This is a genomic window from Marinobacter litoralis, assembly GCF_016427555.1.
In the GTDB taxonomy this organism is placed as follows: Bacteria; Pseudomonadota; Gammaproteobacteria; order Pseudomonadales; family Oleiphilaceae; genus Marinobacter; species Marinobacter litoralis_A.
The window spans coordinates 145,266-160,111 of record NZ_JAELVS010000001.1; the positions used below are offsets into that span (position 1 = coordinate 145,266).

Consider the following 14,846-nt stretch of genomic DNA (forward strand, 5'->3'; position numbering starts at 1 on the left):
TCCAAGGTTTGTTATTGGCAACTCAGAACAAAGTCAGCAATGCCGGATACGTCGTCCAGCTCAAAAACGGGGCCTGAGAACTCAGCGGCGTAGTCCGAAGCTACCGCAACGATGCTGGAATCCTCCAAATACAGGGGCGTTCGCGAACCTTCCTGCCGGTGCACTTCGATCTTTCGATGCGAGTGGGTTTTGAACCCTTCCACCACAACCCAGTCACAGGGGCCCAGGCGAGCCAATAATTCATCCAGTGTCGGTTCTTTTTCACCCCGTAGTTCATGCATGATCGCAAACCGTTGACCACCTGCCAGAATAACTTCCTGAGCGCCTGCACTCCGGTGCCTGTAACTGTCGGTGCCTGGCTGATCGATATCCACCTTGTGGTGAGCGTGCTTGATCGAACTGACGGTCAGCCCCCTGCTGGTAAGCTCGCTGATCAAAGCACTGGCCAGAGTTGTTTTTCCGGAATCTTTCCAGCCCACGATACCGATCACATTCACGTCAGGTGTTTCTCCGCCCATGCCAGATCATCTGGCGTATTAATATTGAAAAAATCGCCTTCGCTGAACACCACCAGAGTCTCACCCTGTGTTTGGGTCCATTGGCGAATCTTGCGCACACCGCCGTTCAGGGCGGCTCTGAGATCATGCCGGAGGGCAACCTGCCAGCGGCCGAAGGTCGGCTGGGGCAATCTACCTCGCTCCGGGTCCGGGGTGGCCGCCAGAACCACCGGCGTATCGTACTCACCCAGCCGCTGCACCAGATCCCGTGGAAAAGAGGGCGTATCGGCAGCAACGCTGACCAACCATTCATAACCTTGCTCAGCGGCCCAATCCATGCCCGCAAGCACCCCAGCCAACGGCCCGGGGAAATCCTCGATAGAATCCGCCACCACAGGCAAATTTAAATCATCAAAACGGCTCAGGTCGCCATTGGCGTTCAGCACAACCGCATCAACCTGCGGGGTGATTCTTTCGATAACCCGGTCCATTAACGACCGGCCCCGGAGCATCAACCGCCCTTTGTCTCCACCGCCCATGCGACTGGCCTGGCCCCCGGCCAGAATCACCGCGCATTCAGTCATCCCTGGCCCCCTTTCGACGCAGTTTTTTGTCTTCATCCGGCACCTGCGATAGATCCTGATCGAACATCAGCCGATGCTGGCCACTGAGGCAGGTGAACTTCTTGCCACGCATGCGGCCGATCAGGGTCAGGCCCACCTGCCGGGCAATATCGACCCCCCAAGCTGTGAAGCCCGACCGACTGATCAGCGTTGGGATACCCATCAAAGCCGTCTTGATGACCATTTCAGACGTTAATCGGCCGGTGGTGTAGAGCACCTTGTCGTCCGCCGGCACGCCATTCTGGTGCATCCAGCCGGCGATTTTATCGACAGCATTGTGACGCCCGACATCTTCCATGTAAGCAAGAATCTCGCGCCCATGGCACAGGGCGGTGCCATGAATGGCGCCGGTTTCCATGTACAGACTGGGGGTATGGTTGATCTGGTAGGAAAGATCGTAAAAAGTGCTGGTGTGAACCGGGGTATCCGGTAAGGACAACCCTTCAAGCCCGGCCATCATATCGCCAAACACCGTCCCTACAGCGCAGCCGGAGGTACGGGTTTTCTTCTCCAGTTTGCTTTCGACATCGGTCACGCCCGCCGTGCGCACCACAACAACTTCAAGCTCTTCGTCGAAGTCGATCCCGGTGACCTGATCGCAGGCTTTCAGCATGCCTTGGTTCAGCAAAAAGCCAAGAGCCAGGTACTCCGGATGATCGCCTATGGTCATGGCGGTGACTATCTCCTGACTGTTCAGGTAGATGGTCAGCGGGCGCTCTTCAATCACACTGATGGATTTGCCTTCGCCGTTCTCATCAACGCCCTCTACGCCACGAGACAGACGGGGGTCTTTCGGGTCTGGAAGTATGGGCTCAATCGTCATTTTTGTTATAGCCGTTTCATGATCGCCACAGAATGGAATAGGTAACGATCATGCCAGAGATTCAGTTATTTGGCATTCGGGAAAAACAACTGCTGCCCATCAACATGAAAGTCGGCAATCGCTTGCTGACCTTCTTCCGAAAGCAGCCAGTTATGCCACTGCTTGGCCAGGTCATGCTTCAGGTGGGGGTGTTTCTCCTCGGAAAGCAACAAACTGCCGTACTGGTTGAACAGCACTTTATCGCCCTCAAAGAGCAGGGTCAGGTTCTGACGGTTTCCGAAAGCCACCCACGTGGCGCGATCGGACATCACATAAGCATCCATGGCCGCTGCGGTGTTGAGCGTTGGCCCCATACCGCTGCCGAGTTCACGGTACCAGTCTCCGTCTGGCTCGACACCGGCACTTTCCCAACGGCGCAATTCAGCGCGATTGGTGCCGCTATCATCACCCCGCGACGCGAACGGAGCCTCGGCCTTGGCAATGGCCGAAAATGCCTCAGCGGCATTTTCGGCGGTACGAATATTCGCCGGATCTGACGCCGGGCCAATCAACACAAAGTCGTTATACATGACATCGGCGCGCTCGCTGGCGTAGCCGTTCTCGACAAAGCGCTGCTCGCCTGCGGTATCGTGCACCAGAAGGCTGTCCGCGTCACCCCGGCGCGCTATTTCGAACGCCTGCCCGGTACCGACCGCCACCACCCGTACCTCGATACCAGTAGCGTCGGTAAATTTCGGCAGAACGGCATCGAACAAGCCTGAATTTTCGGTGGAGGTTGTCGAGGCGAGGGTAATGTAGTCTGCTGCATAGGCGCTGAGCGTAAGACTCATGGCGGCTACAACGGCGAGCATTAACTTGAAGGTTTTACGCATGTTGTCTTCTCCTTTGACAATTAACCGCTTCTTGGCGGATACCTACTCGATCAGTTCTCCGGCGACAAACGCCTGCGCTTTCGGAGAAACCGGCTGATTAAAAAAAGCGTCGGCGCTGGTGTGTTCGCAAAGTGTTCCGCCGGAGAGAAACAGCACATCCCCGGCAAGGCGCCGGGCCTGATGGATATCGTGGGTGGTCATCACAATACGCGTTCCCTGTTGGTGAAATTCGAGTACCGCAGCCTCGACGGCTTTAATTGCTGCCGGATCCAGTGCCGAGGTTGGTTCATCGAGGAATAATACTTGAGGTGAAAGCAGCCAGGCCCGCGCCAAAGTCAGGCGCTGCTGTTGCCCCCCGGAAAGCACCCTGGCAGGTACTTTGGCACAGGCAGCCAGACCAAATCGATCGAGTGCTTCCATGGCCAGCTTCATGCGCTCCCTGCGCGGGACATGATTCACCGCCAGAGCGTGCATCAGGTTGGCGATCGCCGAGCGGCGCAGAAGCACCGGTTGCTGGAACACCATCGCTTGTCGGGGGCAGAGCTCCTGACCTGACCAACAGATTTTTCCGCGCGTCGGCGACAGTAGGCCGTGGGCCAAACGTAACAACAGACTCTTACCCGATCCGTTCGGGCCCATCACCATGGTTGGGCCTATGCCGTCGAGGGTGAAGGAACAGGGGCCCAGCAAGTGTTTCCCCTCGTGGCTGAAAGCGACCTCGTCAAAACACAAGGCGGGCGGCGCCAGCAGGCCGGAGGATGAGGGCAAGTACGAGGCGTTCAGCGAAGTCATCCCAGTCGCCTCTTGGTGACTTCACCCACCAGGTAGGCACCGGCATTGATCAGCATTACCAGCGTCAGCAGAACAAGACCCAGTCCGAGCGCCAACGGCAGGTTGCCTTTGCCCGTTTCCAGCACAATAGCGGTGGTCATCACCCGGGTCACCCCATCAATATTGCCACCGACCATCATAACAGCCCCCACTTCAGCACTGGCGCGGCCGAAGCCGGCGAGCAGAACGGTTAGTAGGGCAAAGCGGGCGTCCCACAGTAGGGTGGGCATCATTCGTGCCCGTGACATGCCGAGGGAAATGAACTGCTCGCGGTATTCTCCGAGCATTTCCTCGATTTTCTGGCGCGACAACGCGGCCAGTATTGGCAACACAAGTACCACCTGAGCGATCACCATGGCGCCCGGTGTAAACAAAAAGCCGAGTTCTCCCAGTGGTCCGGCGCGCGAGAGGAGCAAATACACCACAAGCCCCGCCACCACCGGAGGCAACCCCATCAGGGCATTAAGCACCACGATCACCCCCCCTCGACCGGGAAAGCGCCACAACGCTACAGCAGCCCCTAAAGGAAAACCCAGCACGGCCGCTATCAACACCGCCATGAGGGACACCTTCAGCGAAAGCACCACGATCTGGAATAACGCGGCGTCGAGACTGACCAGTAGTGAGAGTGCCACACAGAACGCATTATCTTCCAAAGCTGCGTCTCCTTGTTATTTGAGCATCGTGGCGTTTCAAACTACGCTTTGCACAGCCTTCTGAAAAATATGCAACAAAAAACAGTTCTATGCTTACAGGACACAGGAGAAATGATGCCCCTTCCCAGGTACCTCACCACCACCGAAGCCGCCGAATATCTGCGCCTGAAGGAGCGCAAAATCTACGACCTGGTCAGCCAAGGCGTTATTCCCTGTGTGCGGGTCACCGGTAAGCTTCTGTTTCCGCGCCAGCGTATCGATCTCTGGCTGATGAACCACCTGGAGGGCGACGATGCGGTCAGTGCCCCAACACCGCCGGTTTTGGCCGGTAGCCAGGACCCGCTTCTGGAGTGGGCGGTGAAAGAAAGCGGCGCGGAGCTGGCCTTGCTTTGTCAGGGCAGCGGTGACGGCGTACAAAGATTGGTTGATGGTCGCGCGATGCTTGCCGGCATGCACATCTGGCATGCGGAGACCCGGCGTTACAATGAGCCCGCCACCCTGGGACTGAGCGGCATGCGTGATCTGGTGCTGATACGCTGGGCTAAACGACAGCAAGGACTGCTGTTAACGCCCGAAAACCCTCATCAAATAACGCGGCTAGAAGATATCGCCCGCCCCGGCATCCGCCTTGCCCATCGTCAACCCGATGCCGGTGTCAGCCACTTACTGCAGAGTTTGCTGGCCCGTCACCACATCGATGCCAGCAAGCTGGCATGGGCCGAACACCCGTCACTCAGCGAGGATGATCTCGCGCTGGTTATCCGCCAGGGCGAAGCGGATGCCGGAGTGGGAATTGAAGCGGCCGCTCGGCGCCAGCGACTGGCGTTTATTCCTTTGCAGGAGGAACACTTCGATTTAGCGATGCGCAGGCGTCACTACTTTGATCCCTCGCTGCAACGCTTGTTGGCATTTACCCGAAGCGATCGTTTTATTCAGCGGGCTGAAGCACTCGGCGGCTACGACATCCGTGAGCTTGGGGAGGTCGTCTATAACGCTTGATCAGGCCAAAAAAAACCGCCCAGGAGAGGACTCCGGGGCGGCTTTGAACCTATCGGGAAGCAATCAGAGATTGCTGTCCAGGAAGGCGGCCAGCTGCGACTTCGACAGCGCGCCAACCTTGGTCGCATCCACGTTGCCGTTTTTGAACAGCATCAGGGTCGGGATACCACGGATGTTGAACTTCGGTGGCGTCTGCTCGTTTTCGTCGATGTTCAGCTTGCAGACTTTGAGCTTGCCTTCGTATTCGTCGGCGATTTCTTCCAGAACCGGCGCGATCATTTTGCACGGACCACACCACTCAGCCCAGTAATCTACCAGTACCGGAACGTCGGATTTCAGTACATCCTGCTCGAAAGAAGCGTCGGTGACATTAACGATATTTCCGCTCATTACCTATTCCTGATTCAGGCGCCCCGGCTGTAAAAATACCAGCCATGGAGTCGCTGTTGGCTATAGCAGACGGTTAATCCTGAGTTCACGGAAGCCGTCTACCCGAAAGTCGATAGGCAATACTTTACGCGATTGGCGGCGTGGATGTGAAGTAAGTTGTATCCAACCCCGGTTCGATTGGTGTCAGTATTGTCCACATCCGGCTACTGACACTTTGCTGATATTTCCCTTATAGTACAGCCAAGTTCACTCTACACAGGACGCCTATCACCGTGACGGCCGCATCTATTGCCGAGTACGACACCCCTACCCCGGAACTGCTGGCTTCCATCGATATGGGGTCGAACAGTTTCCACATGGTTGTCGCCCGTCTGGTGCACGGAGAGATCCGTACTGTCGAGAAAATGGGTGAAAAAGTGCAGCTTGGCGCCGGGCTGGACGAGCACAACTACCTGAGCCAGGAAGCTCAGCAGCGCGGTATCGAATGTCTGCGCCGGTTTGCACAACGATTACAGGGAACACCACCCGAAGGCGTGCAGATAGTTGGCACCAATGCTCTGCGTGTCGCCCGCAATTCTCAAGAGTTTATCGACAAAGCGGAAGAAGTCCTTGGCTATCCGGTAGAGGTCATCGCCGGCCGGGAAGAGGCCCGGCTGATTTATCTGGGCGTTTCGCACACGCTGTCAGACGACGAAGGCCGCAGGCTGGTGATCGATATCGGGGGTGGCAGCACCGAATTTATTATCGGCGAGCGTTTTGAGCCGCAAGAGCTGGCCAGCATGCACATGGGCTGCGTGTCTTTCCGGAATCTGTATTTCCCGGATGGCAAGATCACCCGCAAGCAAATGGACAAAGCCATCATTCACGCCGAGCAGGAACTGCAAAGCATTTGGCGGCGTTACCGTGCGATTGGCTGGCAAAGTGCCGTGGGTTCGTCTGGCTCCATCAAGGCAATCGCTAACGTTCTGGCAACGCTGAAGCTCACCGATGGCACTATTACCCGCTCGGCGATGGATGAGCTCCGCACCCGTCTGGTGGACATGGGCAACGTGAACAAACTCGCCGATCTTGGCGTTCGGGAAGACCGCCAAAGCATTTTCCCGGCCGGGTTTGCGATACTTCTGGCCGCGTTTCGTGCGCTGGACATTCAAGAGATGGAATTCGCTGACGGAGCGCTTCGGGAAGGCCTGTTATACGACCTGGTGGGGCGAATTCAGCACGAGGACGTTCGCGAGCGAACCATTACGGCCATGCAGGAACGCTACCATGTCGATCAGGCGCATGGCACCGCCGTAGAGCACACAGCAATTGCCGCCTGGGAGCAAGTCGCGGATGTCTGGGGCCTGCGCACGCCGGCAGACGAAGACGCTTTGCGTTGGGCTTGCCGGTTACATGAAATCGGCCTGACCATTTCGCACTCGCAATACCACAAGCACGGCGCCTATTTGCTGCACTACTCGGATTTACCGGGCTTCACCCTGCAATTCCAGAGAGCGCTGGCCACCCTGGTCCGAGGCCACCGTCGCAAGCTGGTTCCCACGGTCTTCGAGCACGTGGAACCAGAAGACAAACCCGGGCTTCGGTATCTGTGCATCTTGCTTCGGCTTGCTGTGGTAATCCAGCACTCCCGAAATCTGGAACCGGCGCCGGATTTTTCGCTCTATGCCGAGGAAGACAGGCTCACCGTCGAGTTTCCTCAGGGCTGGCTGGACGATCGCCCTTTGACCCTGGCCGACCTTCAAGACGAGCAAGACTACCTTGCTCGCCAGAATTTCACCCTGGTTATCAAGACCCGGCCGAGCTGAGAGTCAGTTCCTCTTCGAGGTTTTCGACCGTTTCACTCACCTCCAGCCATTCCGCTTCAGCGTCTTCCAGTTGGCGTTTGCATACCGCCTGCTCCGCCAACAACTCCTTCAAGCGCACTTTATTGCCGTCATCGTAAATCGAAGGGTCAGACAACGACGCTTCGATCGATGACAGGCTATCCTGCAGTGTTTCCATGCGCGCTTCCAACGTGCTCTGTTTTTTGCGCCATGGGCTGATCTTCTTGCGGATTTCTGCTTCCTGCCGCTTACGGGCTTTGCGCTCATCGGCACTCAACGTGGCCGAACCGGCTTTATTGCCAGCCTTTTCTTGCACGACTTGCCGCTGGGGCGGCTCGTCATCGTCTTTGCGGCGTTCCGCCAGCCAGCGCTCGTAGTCTTCCAGATCACCGTCGTATTCCCTCACGGCACCATCCGATACCAGCCAGAACTCGTCCACGGTATTGCGCAGCAGGTGGCGATCGTGAGACACCACCACAATGGCACCGTCAAAGTTCTGCAGTGCCATGGTCAGGGCCTGGCGCATCTCCAGATCCAGATGGTTTGTGGGCTCATCCAGCAGCAACAGATTGGGTTTCTGCCAGGCAATCACGGCCAACGCCACCCGCGCCTTTTCACCGCCCGAAAACGAACGGATCGAACTCAGCGCTTCGTCGCCGTGGAAATCAAAGCCACCCAGGAAGTTTCTCACCTTCTGCTCCGAGGCCCGCGGATCAAGACGCTGCAGGTGCAGAAACGGACTGGCATCAAGGTCCAGAGACTCAAGCTGATGCTGGGCAAAATAACCGATGGCCAGGTTTTCACCTGCTGAGCGTTCACCCGACAACAGGGTACCCTCACCACGCAGCGCATCCATAAAGGTCGATTTACCGGCGCCGTTAGGGCCTAACAAACCAATGCGTGAACCCGGCAACAACGACAGGTTGATATCTTTTAGAATCGTCGTGTCGCCATGGCCTGCCGCCCCGTTCCGAATCGACAACAGCGGGCTCGACACCTTATCGGCAACCGGAAATTCGAAGCTGAACGGCGAATCCACGTGAGCCGGCGCGATCCGCTCCATGCGTTCCAGTGATTTGACCCGGCTTTGTGCCTGCTTGGCCTTGGTGGCTTTCGCTTTGAAACGATCGATAAAACGCTGGATTTCGGCAATTCGCGCTTGCTGCCGCTCGAAACTGGCCTGCTGCTGGGCCAGCCGTTCGCTGCGCTGGATTTCAAACGACGAATAGTTTCCGGTGTAGAGTTCCAGCTTCTTATGATCGAAGTGCACCAGATGGGTAGAAACCCGGTCCATAAAATCCCGGTCGTGAGAAATGAACAACAACGTACCCTGATACTTGCGCAGCCAGTTTTCCAGCCATAGACAGGCGTCCAGATCCAGGTGGTTCGTCGGTTCGTCGAGCAGCAACAGGTCCGACGGGCGCATCAGCGCCTGCGCCAGATTGAGACGTATCCGCCAACCACCCGAAAAGGCCGAAACCGGACGGTCGGCATCGCTGTCGGCGAATCCCAAACCACGGATCAATGCCTCTGCTCGGCGGGTTGCCGACCAAGCTTCATGAATGTCCAGCTCACCGTGGATATGGGCGATGGCGTCATCATCGCCCCGAGCTTCTGCGGCGGCCAATTCGGCTTCCAGCCGCCTCAGCTCCAGGTCGCCGTCGAGCACGAAATCCCGTGCTGACCGGGATGAAGACGCCACTTCCTGCGCCATGTGCGCAATCCTGCACCCGCCCGGTAAAGAAACACTGCCTTGCTCAGGGCTTAAATGGCCCAATAAGAGCTGAAACAAGCTGGATTTACCGGCACCATTGGCACCCACAATGGCGACACGCTGGCCTGGCTGAACCGTCAGACTGACGTTTTCTAGCAACCAGACGCCGCCCCGTTGTAAACTGAGATCGGTTATCGTTAACATAGAGAAACTTTAATCCATGGATGTCAGCCAAGGAAGAGGGCTACCGTGACCATGACGCAGACAGAATCGCTGACTCTGCCGGCCTCAATGGAACCGGACAATCCCCTATGGCGTTATGCACTGGCCTGCTGGCAGAAGCCACATGTTGCCGAGGCTTGCCTCTCGCTTCAGGACCAAGGCTGGAGCGTCACCCGAATTTTGTGTGCGGGCTGGTTAGGCGTAAACAGGCGAGCGTTCACCGGCATCGAGGACGCTACGGTAACAGAGTGGCGCGAGCATGTAACCGGTCGCATTCGCTCAGCCAGAAAAACGATCCCGCGGCACCATGCCCCGACTCACGATCTTCGAAGTGCGCTTGCCGAAGCGGAGTTACAGGCCGAGCAAACAGAATTGGCGCTGGCATGGCAAACGCTTTATGAACGCAACCCGGAAGTTGCGAGCATGCAAACCTGCACCTCTCTTATTGTGCAGAACTTACTTTCCGCAGCTCCACTCACGACACGGGAATTGCAGTCTATGACCCAAATCACCAAGCTTGCCGAACTTCTGGCTGAGCACTCTCGACGGAGCTCCGAGCCATGCTGATGAAATGGCTGATCCGGTTAGCGTTCCCCGCCCTGGGCCTGCTGTTACTGCTGATCTTTTTCGGCCTCGGCGATCCGGAAAAAGTAGCCGAGCCTGTGCGCAACGCGGAAGCCCCGGAAACCCTGCCGCCATTCGAAGGGCTGGTACCGTCTCCGGTCCCCACCAATGGCCCCGACATAGTCTTCAAGTGGAAGGACACCGATGGGCATTGGCACTACGCCGATCAGCCGCCCGCTCAAGGCCAATGGAACGCCCTGGCAATCGAGCGTAGTGAATCCCCCTCCAAGAAAGTCCCCGGCACCGGTGGTGGCGATGATTGGCAGACGCCCTACAGCGCGCCCTTCTCATTGAACAGCCCGGCCTACAAGAGGGAGTCATGACAATCATCGTGACGCAGCCTTAACACTTGTTCAGTAGCATCCTCTTACAGAACCCGTTAAGTTGTTGACCCTAAATTTTCAACAGGGCCGAAGAGCCCTGAACCATGTGCAAAGGAACGATTCATGAAGAAGACACTCTTAGCCGTAGCCATGGCCGGTGTTGTTGCCGGTTGTTCAACCACCGAGCCTGATCCGTCGCTGGAAACCACTCCGGAAAAAGTCAGCTACGGCATGGGCCTGGTCATGGGCGAGCGCATGAGCAATGATCTGCCAGATCTGCAACTGCAACAGTTCATTCAAGGTTTCGAGCACGGTCAAGCTGGTGACGAAGAGGCCAAACGCCTGACCCGGGAAGAAATCCAGACTGCGCTGATGGCTTATCAGGAAGAACTGCAAAGCCAGCAGCAAAAACAGTACGAAGAACTGGCGCAGAAGAACAAAGAAGCCGGCGAAGCTTTCCTGGCCGAAAACGCCGAGCGCGAAGAAGTGCAAACGACCGAATCCGGTCTTCAATACGAAGTGATTGAAGAAGGCAATGGCGAAAAGCCAACTGCTTCAGACCGCGTACAAGTGCACTACACTGGTGAACTGATCAACGGTGAGGTATTTGACAGCTCACGCGAGCGCGGCCAGCCGACAACCTTTGGTGTGGGCCAGGTGATTCCGGGCTGGATTGAAGGCCTGCAGCTGATGAGCGAAGGCGCTCGCTACAAGCTGTATATCCCTGCCGACCTGGCCTACGGCGCTGCCGGCAACCAAGCCATCGCACCGAATGAAACGCTGATTTTTGATGTGGAGCTTCTGAAGATTAACCCGGAAGCCGAATAAATTGGGTCAGCATCAAAAAGCCGGTCCGGAGCTGAGCTCCGGACCGGCTTTTTTGTGTTCGGTGCACGCTTAACGCAGAGCGGGCATCATGCGGAAGCCACTTTTTCCGCATGCGCATCGTGTAACTTTTCGATCAGGAAATCTTCCATCTCAAACCGGCTTTCCAGTACTTCCCCCAGCCGGGACAATTCTGAATACAGGGTTGCCACGTCTTCTTCGGTCAGGATACGGCTATCGACCTGATCGTTGAACGCCAGTGCCACTTCGGTGGTTTTTTCGATTTCGGGATACACCTTGGCCGCCAGCTCCACCCCGCCGTCGTTAAAATCACGAGCCTCCTGAATCAGCTGCTCATAGACTTCAAAATGCCCGGCCGAGACGTAATCCACCAGCACTTCACACAACCGGATGAATTTTTTACTCAGGGCTTCTGAAGGGGTGCGGTCGTTCTCGCCGGACAGCTCGCAGTAATGAACCAGAAGTTGCTGTCGCTCTTTCAACCAACGGTCAATCAATTCACTGACACCGCCCCAGCGTTCCTTGGCATTCCGACAATTCTCCAACATAACGCCTGTCTCCCTTCGATCAAGCAACCAGTTCACTGGCTTTATTATTCGAGTGGCTTCGCTTTCGTTTACTCAAGTTACCCCAAGGCTAAGGTGAGTCGCAACTATTTCAGTTCTGCAACTTTTTCTCCGAAGCACGCGGGCGAAACAGCATGACGAGACCCAAAAGCACCAATCCCGCAAAGAATACGGCGGTCCAACCCGGAATGCTCAAACCAAGGAAGCGCCACACCACCTCGGCGCAGTCTCCGGTGCCTTGCAGCGCGGTTTTAAGTACGTCGAACCAGGGTAACACCTGCAGCAGGTAATCAACCGAGGGCCCACACGCCGGCACCTGATCGGCCGGCAAGCTCTGCAGCCACAGTTGTCGCCCTGCAATACCCAAGCCTGCCCCGGCGGTGAGCGCCAGCAAGAACCCATACACCCGCCGGCCAAGCTCTGCAGGGCCGTGCAGAAACGCAATCAAGCTCACCAAACCCGCTCCCATGAAACCGAAACGTTGCAACCAGCAAAGCGGGCAAGGTTTCATGCCCATGACATGCTCCATATAAAACGCCACGCCCAGCAGCGCAGCACAGATTAAAAATACAAAGCCAAACACCCGTCTGCTTGTCAAAACGTCACCTCGGAATCATGATGTCAGATACAACTAATCGATGGACCCAATCGTAACCTATGAACAACGCTAAGCACATGACCTTTAACGGTCTATTTTTCTTACGCCTGCTGTTGGTGATTTGTACGATGAGCTTGTGGCACAGCCCCGTTTCGGCCGAGGAAGCAGAAGAAAACGCTGCCGAGGAAAAAGGCGTCACCGACTACATTGAAATGAAGCCTGCTTTCGTTACCCACGTTGGCAAGCCCGGCAACAAGGTCAACTACCTGAAAGCGGCCGTGACCCTGCGCGCGTCCAGCGAGTCGGTGCGACCGGAGGTGGAAGCCCACAACCCAAGACTGCGGCACGAACTGGTGATGCTATTCGGAGAACAAACGGATTTGGACACGCTGTCGTCGATGGAGGGACAACAGGCTTTGCGGGAAGAAGCAACCCGGAGAATTAACGGCGTACTTGAAGAGCAACAGACCGGAGAGCAAATTACCGGCGTGCTGTTTACCGAGTTTGTGGTGCAGCGCTGAGGCCCATGCTTCAGGCAATACGTGCGAACAGGCTGTCATTGTGTTGCTGTTTTTGCGCCTCCGCAGCCTCTTGCGCGTCGTCCCAGCCGGCTTCCCACGCTGCGATCACCACCTCGCCACGGTAGGGGCACCGGGATTTATCCATTCCCATAGACCCTGCCAAAGCACCTTGGCGATACGCTTTATTGAGCGCTTCGACATCCCAACCGAGACCACTGTCCTTTGCCATAACCCGCCTCCCTACTTGATATTACACAACGTAACAGCAGGTAACGAAAGCCGCAAACTCAGATCAGAAATCTGTGCGTCACGTCCCTTTTCGGGCGCAACGCACAGCATCGCTCAGGATTTCAGATAGTCTTCAAGGAACTCCGAGAAGGGCTGAGTATCAGCGGCTTCCATAGCGGCCTGCTCGGCTTTGGAATCAAGGCTCATGGCTTCAAAGCGGGCCTGCGTTTCAGGGCTCATCGGCGTTTCGGTCAGCGTCTGTTTGTGTTGCTGCGACATCGACAGCACCCAATCCCGATGGCCAAGCCCGGAAGCACTCATGGCCTCCATCACCCGTGCCGACGGCACAGACCAGTCCTCACCTTCAATTTTATCTTGCTGGGCTGACAAGGCCGAGCGGTAGGTATTGCCGCCCTGCCAGCTGTCCAGCAATTCCGCCAGCGGCTGCAAACGCGCCAACAGTTCGTTTGCTGCAGCGCCTACCGGCACCCGTGTTCCGCCCTGGCAAAGAGTCAGGTCCTGCCAACGGCCTTGGGCAACCACATCTTTATACCCGTCATCCAGCCGGTCGCATTCGTCTTTGCCGATAACCGGTGACTCTGAAAGCAAACAATCCAGCAAAAACAGATCCAGAAAATCCACTTGTTCGCGGTTGATGCCAATGGGAGAAAATGGGTCGAGGTCCAAACAGCGGACTTCAATATATTCCACACCTCGGGCATCCAACGCCTGAATCGGTTTTTCCCCGCGCTCGGCGGTGCGCTTGGGTCGCACGGCGCTGTAGTACTCGTTTTCAATCTGCAGAATGCTGGTATTGAGCTGGATAAACTTACCGTCTCGGCGCGTACCGATGGCCTCGTAGTCGGGCCAGTCGGTATGAATAGCCTGATCCAGCGTCTGGGTGTACGTGGTGAGTTCGTTAAAACAGATGTTCAGCGATGCTTGGGCGTTGTTGTGATAGCCCAGGTCGCCCATCCTTAGCGACGTCGCATGTGGCCCGGCCCAGGTGCGATCGTCGAAGCGTTTGAGATCGTGTTTCACACCGGCGACAAAGCTGGCATCCAGCGCCGGTGAGGCACCAAACAGTAGCATCAACAACCAGCTCCGGCGCCGGAAGTTGCGAATCAACCAGAAGTACTGCTCGGATTTGAAATCTTGCAAAGCGCTGGAGTTGCCTGTTACCTCCTGCCACTTGCGCCAGAAGCTGTCTGGCAGCGACAGATTGTAATGGGCGCCCGCAATGCTCTGCATGATGCGGCCATATCGCACAGCGAGCCCCTGGCGATAGACATGCTTTAGATGGCCGGTATTGGAGGTACCGTATTCAGCAATCGGAATACTCTCGTTGCCGTTGATCTCACACGGCATACTGGCCGCCCAAAACACTTCGTCCCCGAGATTCTGCTGTACGAACTGGTGAGTATCCCGCAGCGAGGACAGCATGTCCTCGGTGTTACCGAACACCGGAGTGATCAGTTCCAACAGCGCTTCCGAGTAGTCCGTGGTGATCTGAGGATGCGTTAACGCCGCCCCCAGAGCGGAGGGGTGCGCTGTTTGGGCGATAAAGCCATTGGCATCGGCCCGCAAGCCTTCTTTTTCGACGCCTTTGAGGAAGCCGCCCCAGTCGGATGCCGAGAACTGGTAAAACAGGGAGTGGCGGGAATCAGCCATCGTATGCTCCTGTAAGGCG

Annotated in this window: 18 protein-coding genes; 6 read left to right on the forward strand and 12 right to left on the reverse strand. The window is 56.6% G+C overall.

The features are described from left to right. Positions 1–11: 11 nt before the first annotated feature. The 6 genes from mobB to JAO79_RS00685 form a co-directional block, all read right to left on the reverse strand. Complete coding sequence (gene mobB / locus JAO79_RS00660; protein ID WP_227664277.1) at positions 12–518, reverse strand: molybdopterin-guanine dinucleotide biosynthesis protein B; 507 nt, start codon at positions 516–518, stop codon at positions 12–14. After that, the gene (gene mobA / locus JAO79_RS00665) at positions 494–1,081 is read right to left on the reverse strand and encodes a molybdenum cofactor guanylyltransferase MobA (RefSeq protein WP_199005248.1); all 588 of its coding nucleotides are present in this window, start codon (positions 1,079–1,081) and stop codon (positions 494–496) included. The genes mobB and mobA overlap by 25 nt, the downstream gene beginning before the upstream one ends. Continuing rightward, positions 1,074–1,943: a formate dehydrogenase accessory sulfurtransferase FdhD gene (gene fdhD / locus JAO79_RS00670; protein WP_199005249.1), complete on the reverse strand. Its 870-nt coding sequence runs from the start codon at positions 1,941–1,943 to the stop codon at positions 1,074–1,076. Before fdhD ends, mobA begins: the two co-directional genes overlap by 8 nt. Positions 1,944–2,008: 65 nt before the next feature. Next, complete coding sequence (locus tag JAO79_RS00675; RefSeq protein WP_199005250.1) at positions 2,009–2,815, reverse strand: substrate-binding domain-containing protein; 807 nt, start codon at positions 2,813–2,815, stop codon at positions 2,009–2,011. Between the two features lie 42 nt (positions 2,816–2,857). Beyond that, positions 2,858–3,607, reverse strand: coding sequence for an ATP-binding cassette domain-containing protein (locus JAO79_RS00680; protein ID WP_199005251.1), 750 nt, complete (start codon positions 3,605–3,607; stop codon positions 2,858–2,860). Beyond that, complete coding sequence (locus JAO79_RS00685) at positions 3,604–4,302, reverse strand: ABC transporter permease (protein ID WP_199005252.1); 699 nt, start codon at positions 4,300–4,302, stop codon at positions 3,604–3,606. Before JAO79_RS00685 ends, JAO79_RS00680 begins: the two co-directional genes overlap by 4 nt. Before the next feature lie 114 nt (positions 4,303–4,416). Between JAO79_RS00685 and JAO79_RS00690 the strand changes: the two genes are divergently transcribed. Next, positions 4,417–5,301 (forward strand): helix-turn-helix transcriptional regulator, encoded by an 885-nt coding sequence (locus tag JAO79_RS00690; protein WP_199005253.1) that lies wholly within the window; start codon positions 4,417–4,419, stop codon positions 5,299–5,301. A gap of 63 nt (positions 5,302–5,364) precedes the next feature. On the opposite strand, the gene trxA is transcribed toward JAO79_RS00690, so the two are convergent. Next, entirely contained in the window at positions 5,365–5,691 is a 327-nt protein-coding gene (trxA, locus tag JAO79_RS00695) for a thioredoxin TrxA (protein WP_014420340.1), read from the reverse strand. Between the two features lie 272 nt (positions 5,692–5,963). On the opposite strand from trxA, the gene ppx reads away from it, so the two are divergent. After that, complete coding sequence (gene ppx / locus JAO79_RS00700; RefSeq protein ID WP_320158916.1) at positions 5,964–7,496, forward strand: exopolyphosphatase; 1,533 nt, start codon at positions 5,964–5,966, stop codon at positions 7,494–7,496. Here the strand turns inward: ppx and JAO79_RS00705 are convergent. Continuing rightward, the gene (locus tag JAO79_RS00705; RefSeq protein ID WP_199005254.1) at positions 7,477–9,432 is read right to left on the reverse strand and encodes an ATP-binding cassette domain-containing protein; all 1,956 of its coding nucleotides are present in this window, start codon (positions 9,430–9,432) and stop codon (positions 7,477–7,479) included. The genes ppx and JAO79_RS00705 overlap by 20 nt on opposite strands. 51 nt (positions 9,433–9,483) lie before the next feature. Here JAO79_RS00705 and JAO79_RS00710 point away from each other — a divergent pair, with 51 nt between their 5' ends. From JAO79_RS00710 to JAO79_RS00720, 3 genes are all read left to right on the forward strand, one after another. After that, on the forward strand, positions 9,484–10,017 hold the full coding sequence (locus JAO79_RS00710; protein WP_227664358.1) for a TIGR02444 family protein: 534 nt from the start codon (positions 9,484–9,486) through the stop codon (positions 10,015–10,017). After that, on the forward strand, positions 10,011–10,397 hold the full coding sequence (locus JAO79_RS00715; protein ID WP_199005256.1) for a DUF4124 domain-containing protein: 387 nt from the start codon (positions 10,011–10,013) through the stop codon (positions 10,395–10,397). The genes JAO79_RS00710 and JAO79_RS00715 overlap by 7 nt, the downstream gene beginning before the upstream one ends. A 123-nt stretch (positions 10,398–10,520) precedes the next feature. Then, entirely contained in the window at positions 10,521–11,225 is a 705-nt protein-coding gene (locus JAO79_RS00720; protein ID WP_199005257.1) for an FKBP-type peptidyl-prolyl cis-trans isomerase, read from the forward strand. 86 nt (positions 11,226–11,311) lie between these two features. Here the strand turns inward: JAO79_RS00720 and rsd are convergent, their stop codons facing one another. Then, a complete protein-coding gene (rsd, locus tag JAO79_RS00725; RefSeq protein WP_199005258.1) occupies positions 11,312–11,791 on the reverse strand; it encodes a sigma D regulator in 480 nt (159 codons plus the stop codon). A 109-nt stretch (positions 11,792–11,900) separates the two neighbouring features. Continuing rightward, on the reverse strand, positions 11,901–12,407 hold the full coding sequence (locus tag JAO79_RS00730; RefSeq protein ID WP_199005259.1) for a disulfide bond formation protein B: 507 nt from the start codon (positions 12,405–12,407) through the stop codon (positions 11,901–11,903). Between the two features lie 128 nt (positions 12,408–12,535). Here JAO79_RS00730 and fliL point away from each other — a divergent pair, with 128 nt between their 5' ends. After that, on the forward strand, positions 12,536–12,928 hold the full coding sequence (gene fliL, locus JAO79_RS00735) for a flagellar basal body-associated protein FliL (protein ID WP_227664278.1): 393 nt from the start codon (positions 12,536–12,538) through the stop codon (positions 12,926–12,928). 10 nt (positions 12,929–12,938) lie between these two features. Here fliL and rmf read toward each other — a convergent pair whose 3' ends face one another. Further along, positions 12,939–13,157 carry a ribosome modulation factor gene (gene rmf / locus JAO79_RS00740; RefSeq protein ID WP_199005260.1) on the reverse strand — a complete coding sequence of 73 codons (219 nt, stop codon included), beginning with the start codon at positions 13,155–13,157 and terminating at the stop codon, positions 12,939–12,941. 113 nt (positions 13,158–13,270) lie between these two features. Beyond that, complete coding sequence (gene gshA / locus JAO79_RS00745) at positions 13,271–14,827, reverse strand: glutamate--cysteine ligase (RefSeq protein WP_199005261.1); 1,557 nt, start codon at positions 14,825–14,827, stop codon at positions 13,271–13,273. Between the last annotated feature and the right edge of the window lie 19 nt (positions 14,828–14,846).

Coding starts and splice junctions, on each gene's coding strand:
- JAO79_RS00710 (WP_227664358.1), top strand. CDS start 9,484: ATGACGCAGACAGAATCGCTGACTCTGCCGGCCTCAATGGAACCGGAC.
- JAO79_RS00690 (WP_199005253.1), top strand. CDS start 4,417: ATGCCCCTTCCCAGGTACCTCACCACCACCGAAGCCGCCGAATATCTG.
- JAO79_RS00675 (WP_199005250.1), bottom strand. CDS start 2,815: ATGCGTAAAACCTTCAAGTTAATGCTCGCCGTTGTAGCCGCCATGAGT.
- JAO79_RS00715 (WP_199005256.1), top strand. CDS start 10,011: ATGCTGATGAAATGGCTGATCCGGTTAGCGTTCCCCGCCCTGGGCCTG.
- JAO79_RS00720 (WP_199005257.1), top strand. CDS start 10,521: ATGAAGAAGACACTCTTAGCCGTAGCCATGGCCGGTGTTGTTGCCGGT.
- mobB (WP_227664277.1), bottom strand. CDS start 518: ATGGGCGGAGAAACACCTGACGTGAATGTGATCGGTATCGTGGGCTGG.
- trxA (WP_014420340.1), bottom strand. CDS start 5,691: ATGAGCGGAAATATCGTTAATGTCACCGACGCTTCTTTCGAGCAGGAT.
- gshA (WP_199005261.1), bottom strand. CDS start 14,827: ATGGCTGATTCCCGCCACTCCCTGTTTTACCAGTTCTCGGCATCCGAC.
- rsd (WP_199005258.1), bottom strand. CDS start 11,791: ATGTTGGAGAATTGTCGGAATGCCAAGGAACGCTGGGGCGGTGTCAGT.
- fdhD (WP_199005249.1), bottom strand. CDS start 1,943: ATGACGATTGAGCCCATACTTCCAGACCCGAAAGACCCCCGTCTGTCT.
- JAO79_RS00680 (WP_199005251.1), bottom strand. CDS start 3,607: ATGACTTCGCTGAACGCCTCGTACTTGCCCTCATCCTCCGGCCTGCTG.
- rmf (WP_199005260.1), bottom strand. CDS start 13,157: ATGGCAAAGGACAGTGGTCTCGGTTGGGATGTCGAAGCGCTCAATAAA.
- fliL (WP_227664278.1), top strand. CDS start 12,536: ATGAGCTTGTGGCACAGCCCCGTTTCGGCCGAGGAAGCAGAAGAAAAC.
- mobA (WP_199005248.1), bottom strand. CDS start 1,081: ATGACTGAATGCGCGGTGATTCTGGCCGGGGGCCAGGCCAGTCGCATG.
- JAO79_RS00705 (WP_199005254.1), bottom strand. CDS start 9,432: ATGTTAACGATAACCGATCTCAGTTTACAACGGGGCGGCGTCTGGTTG.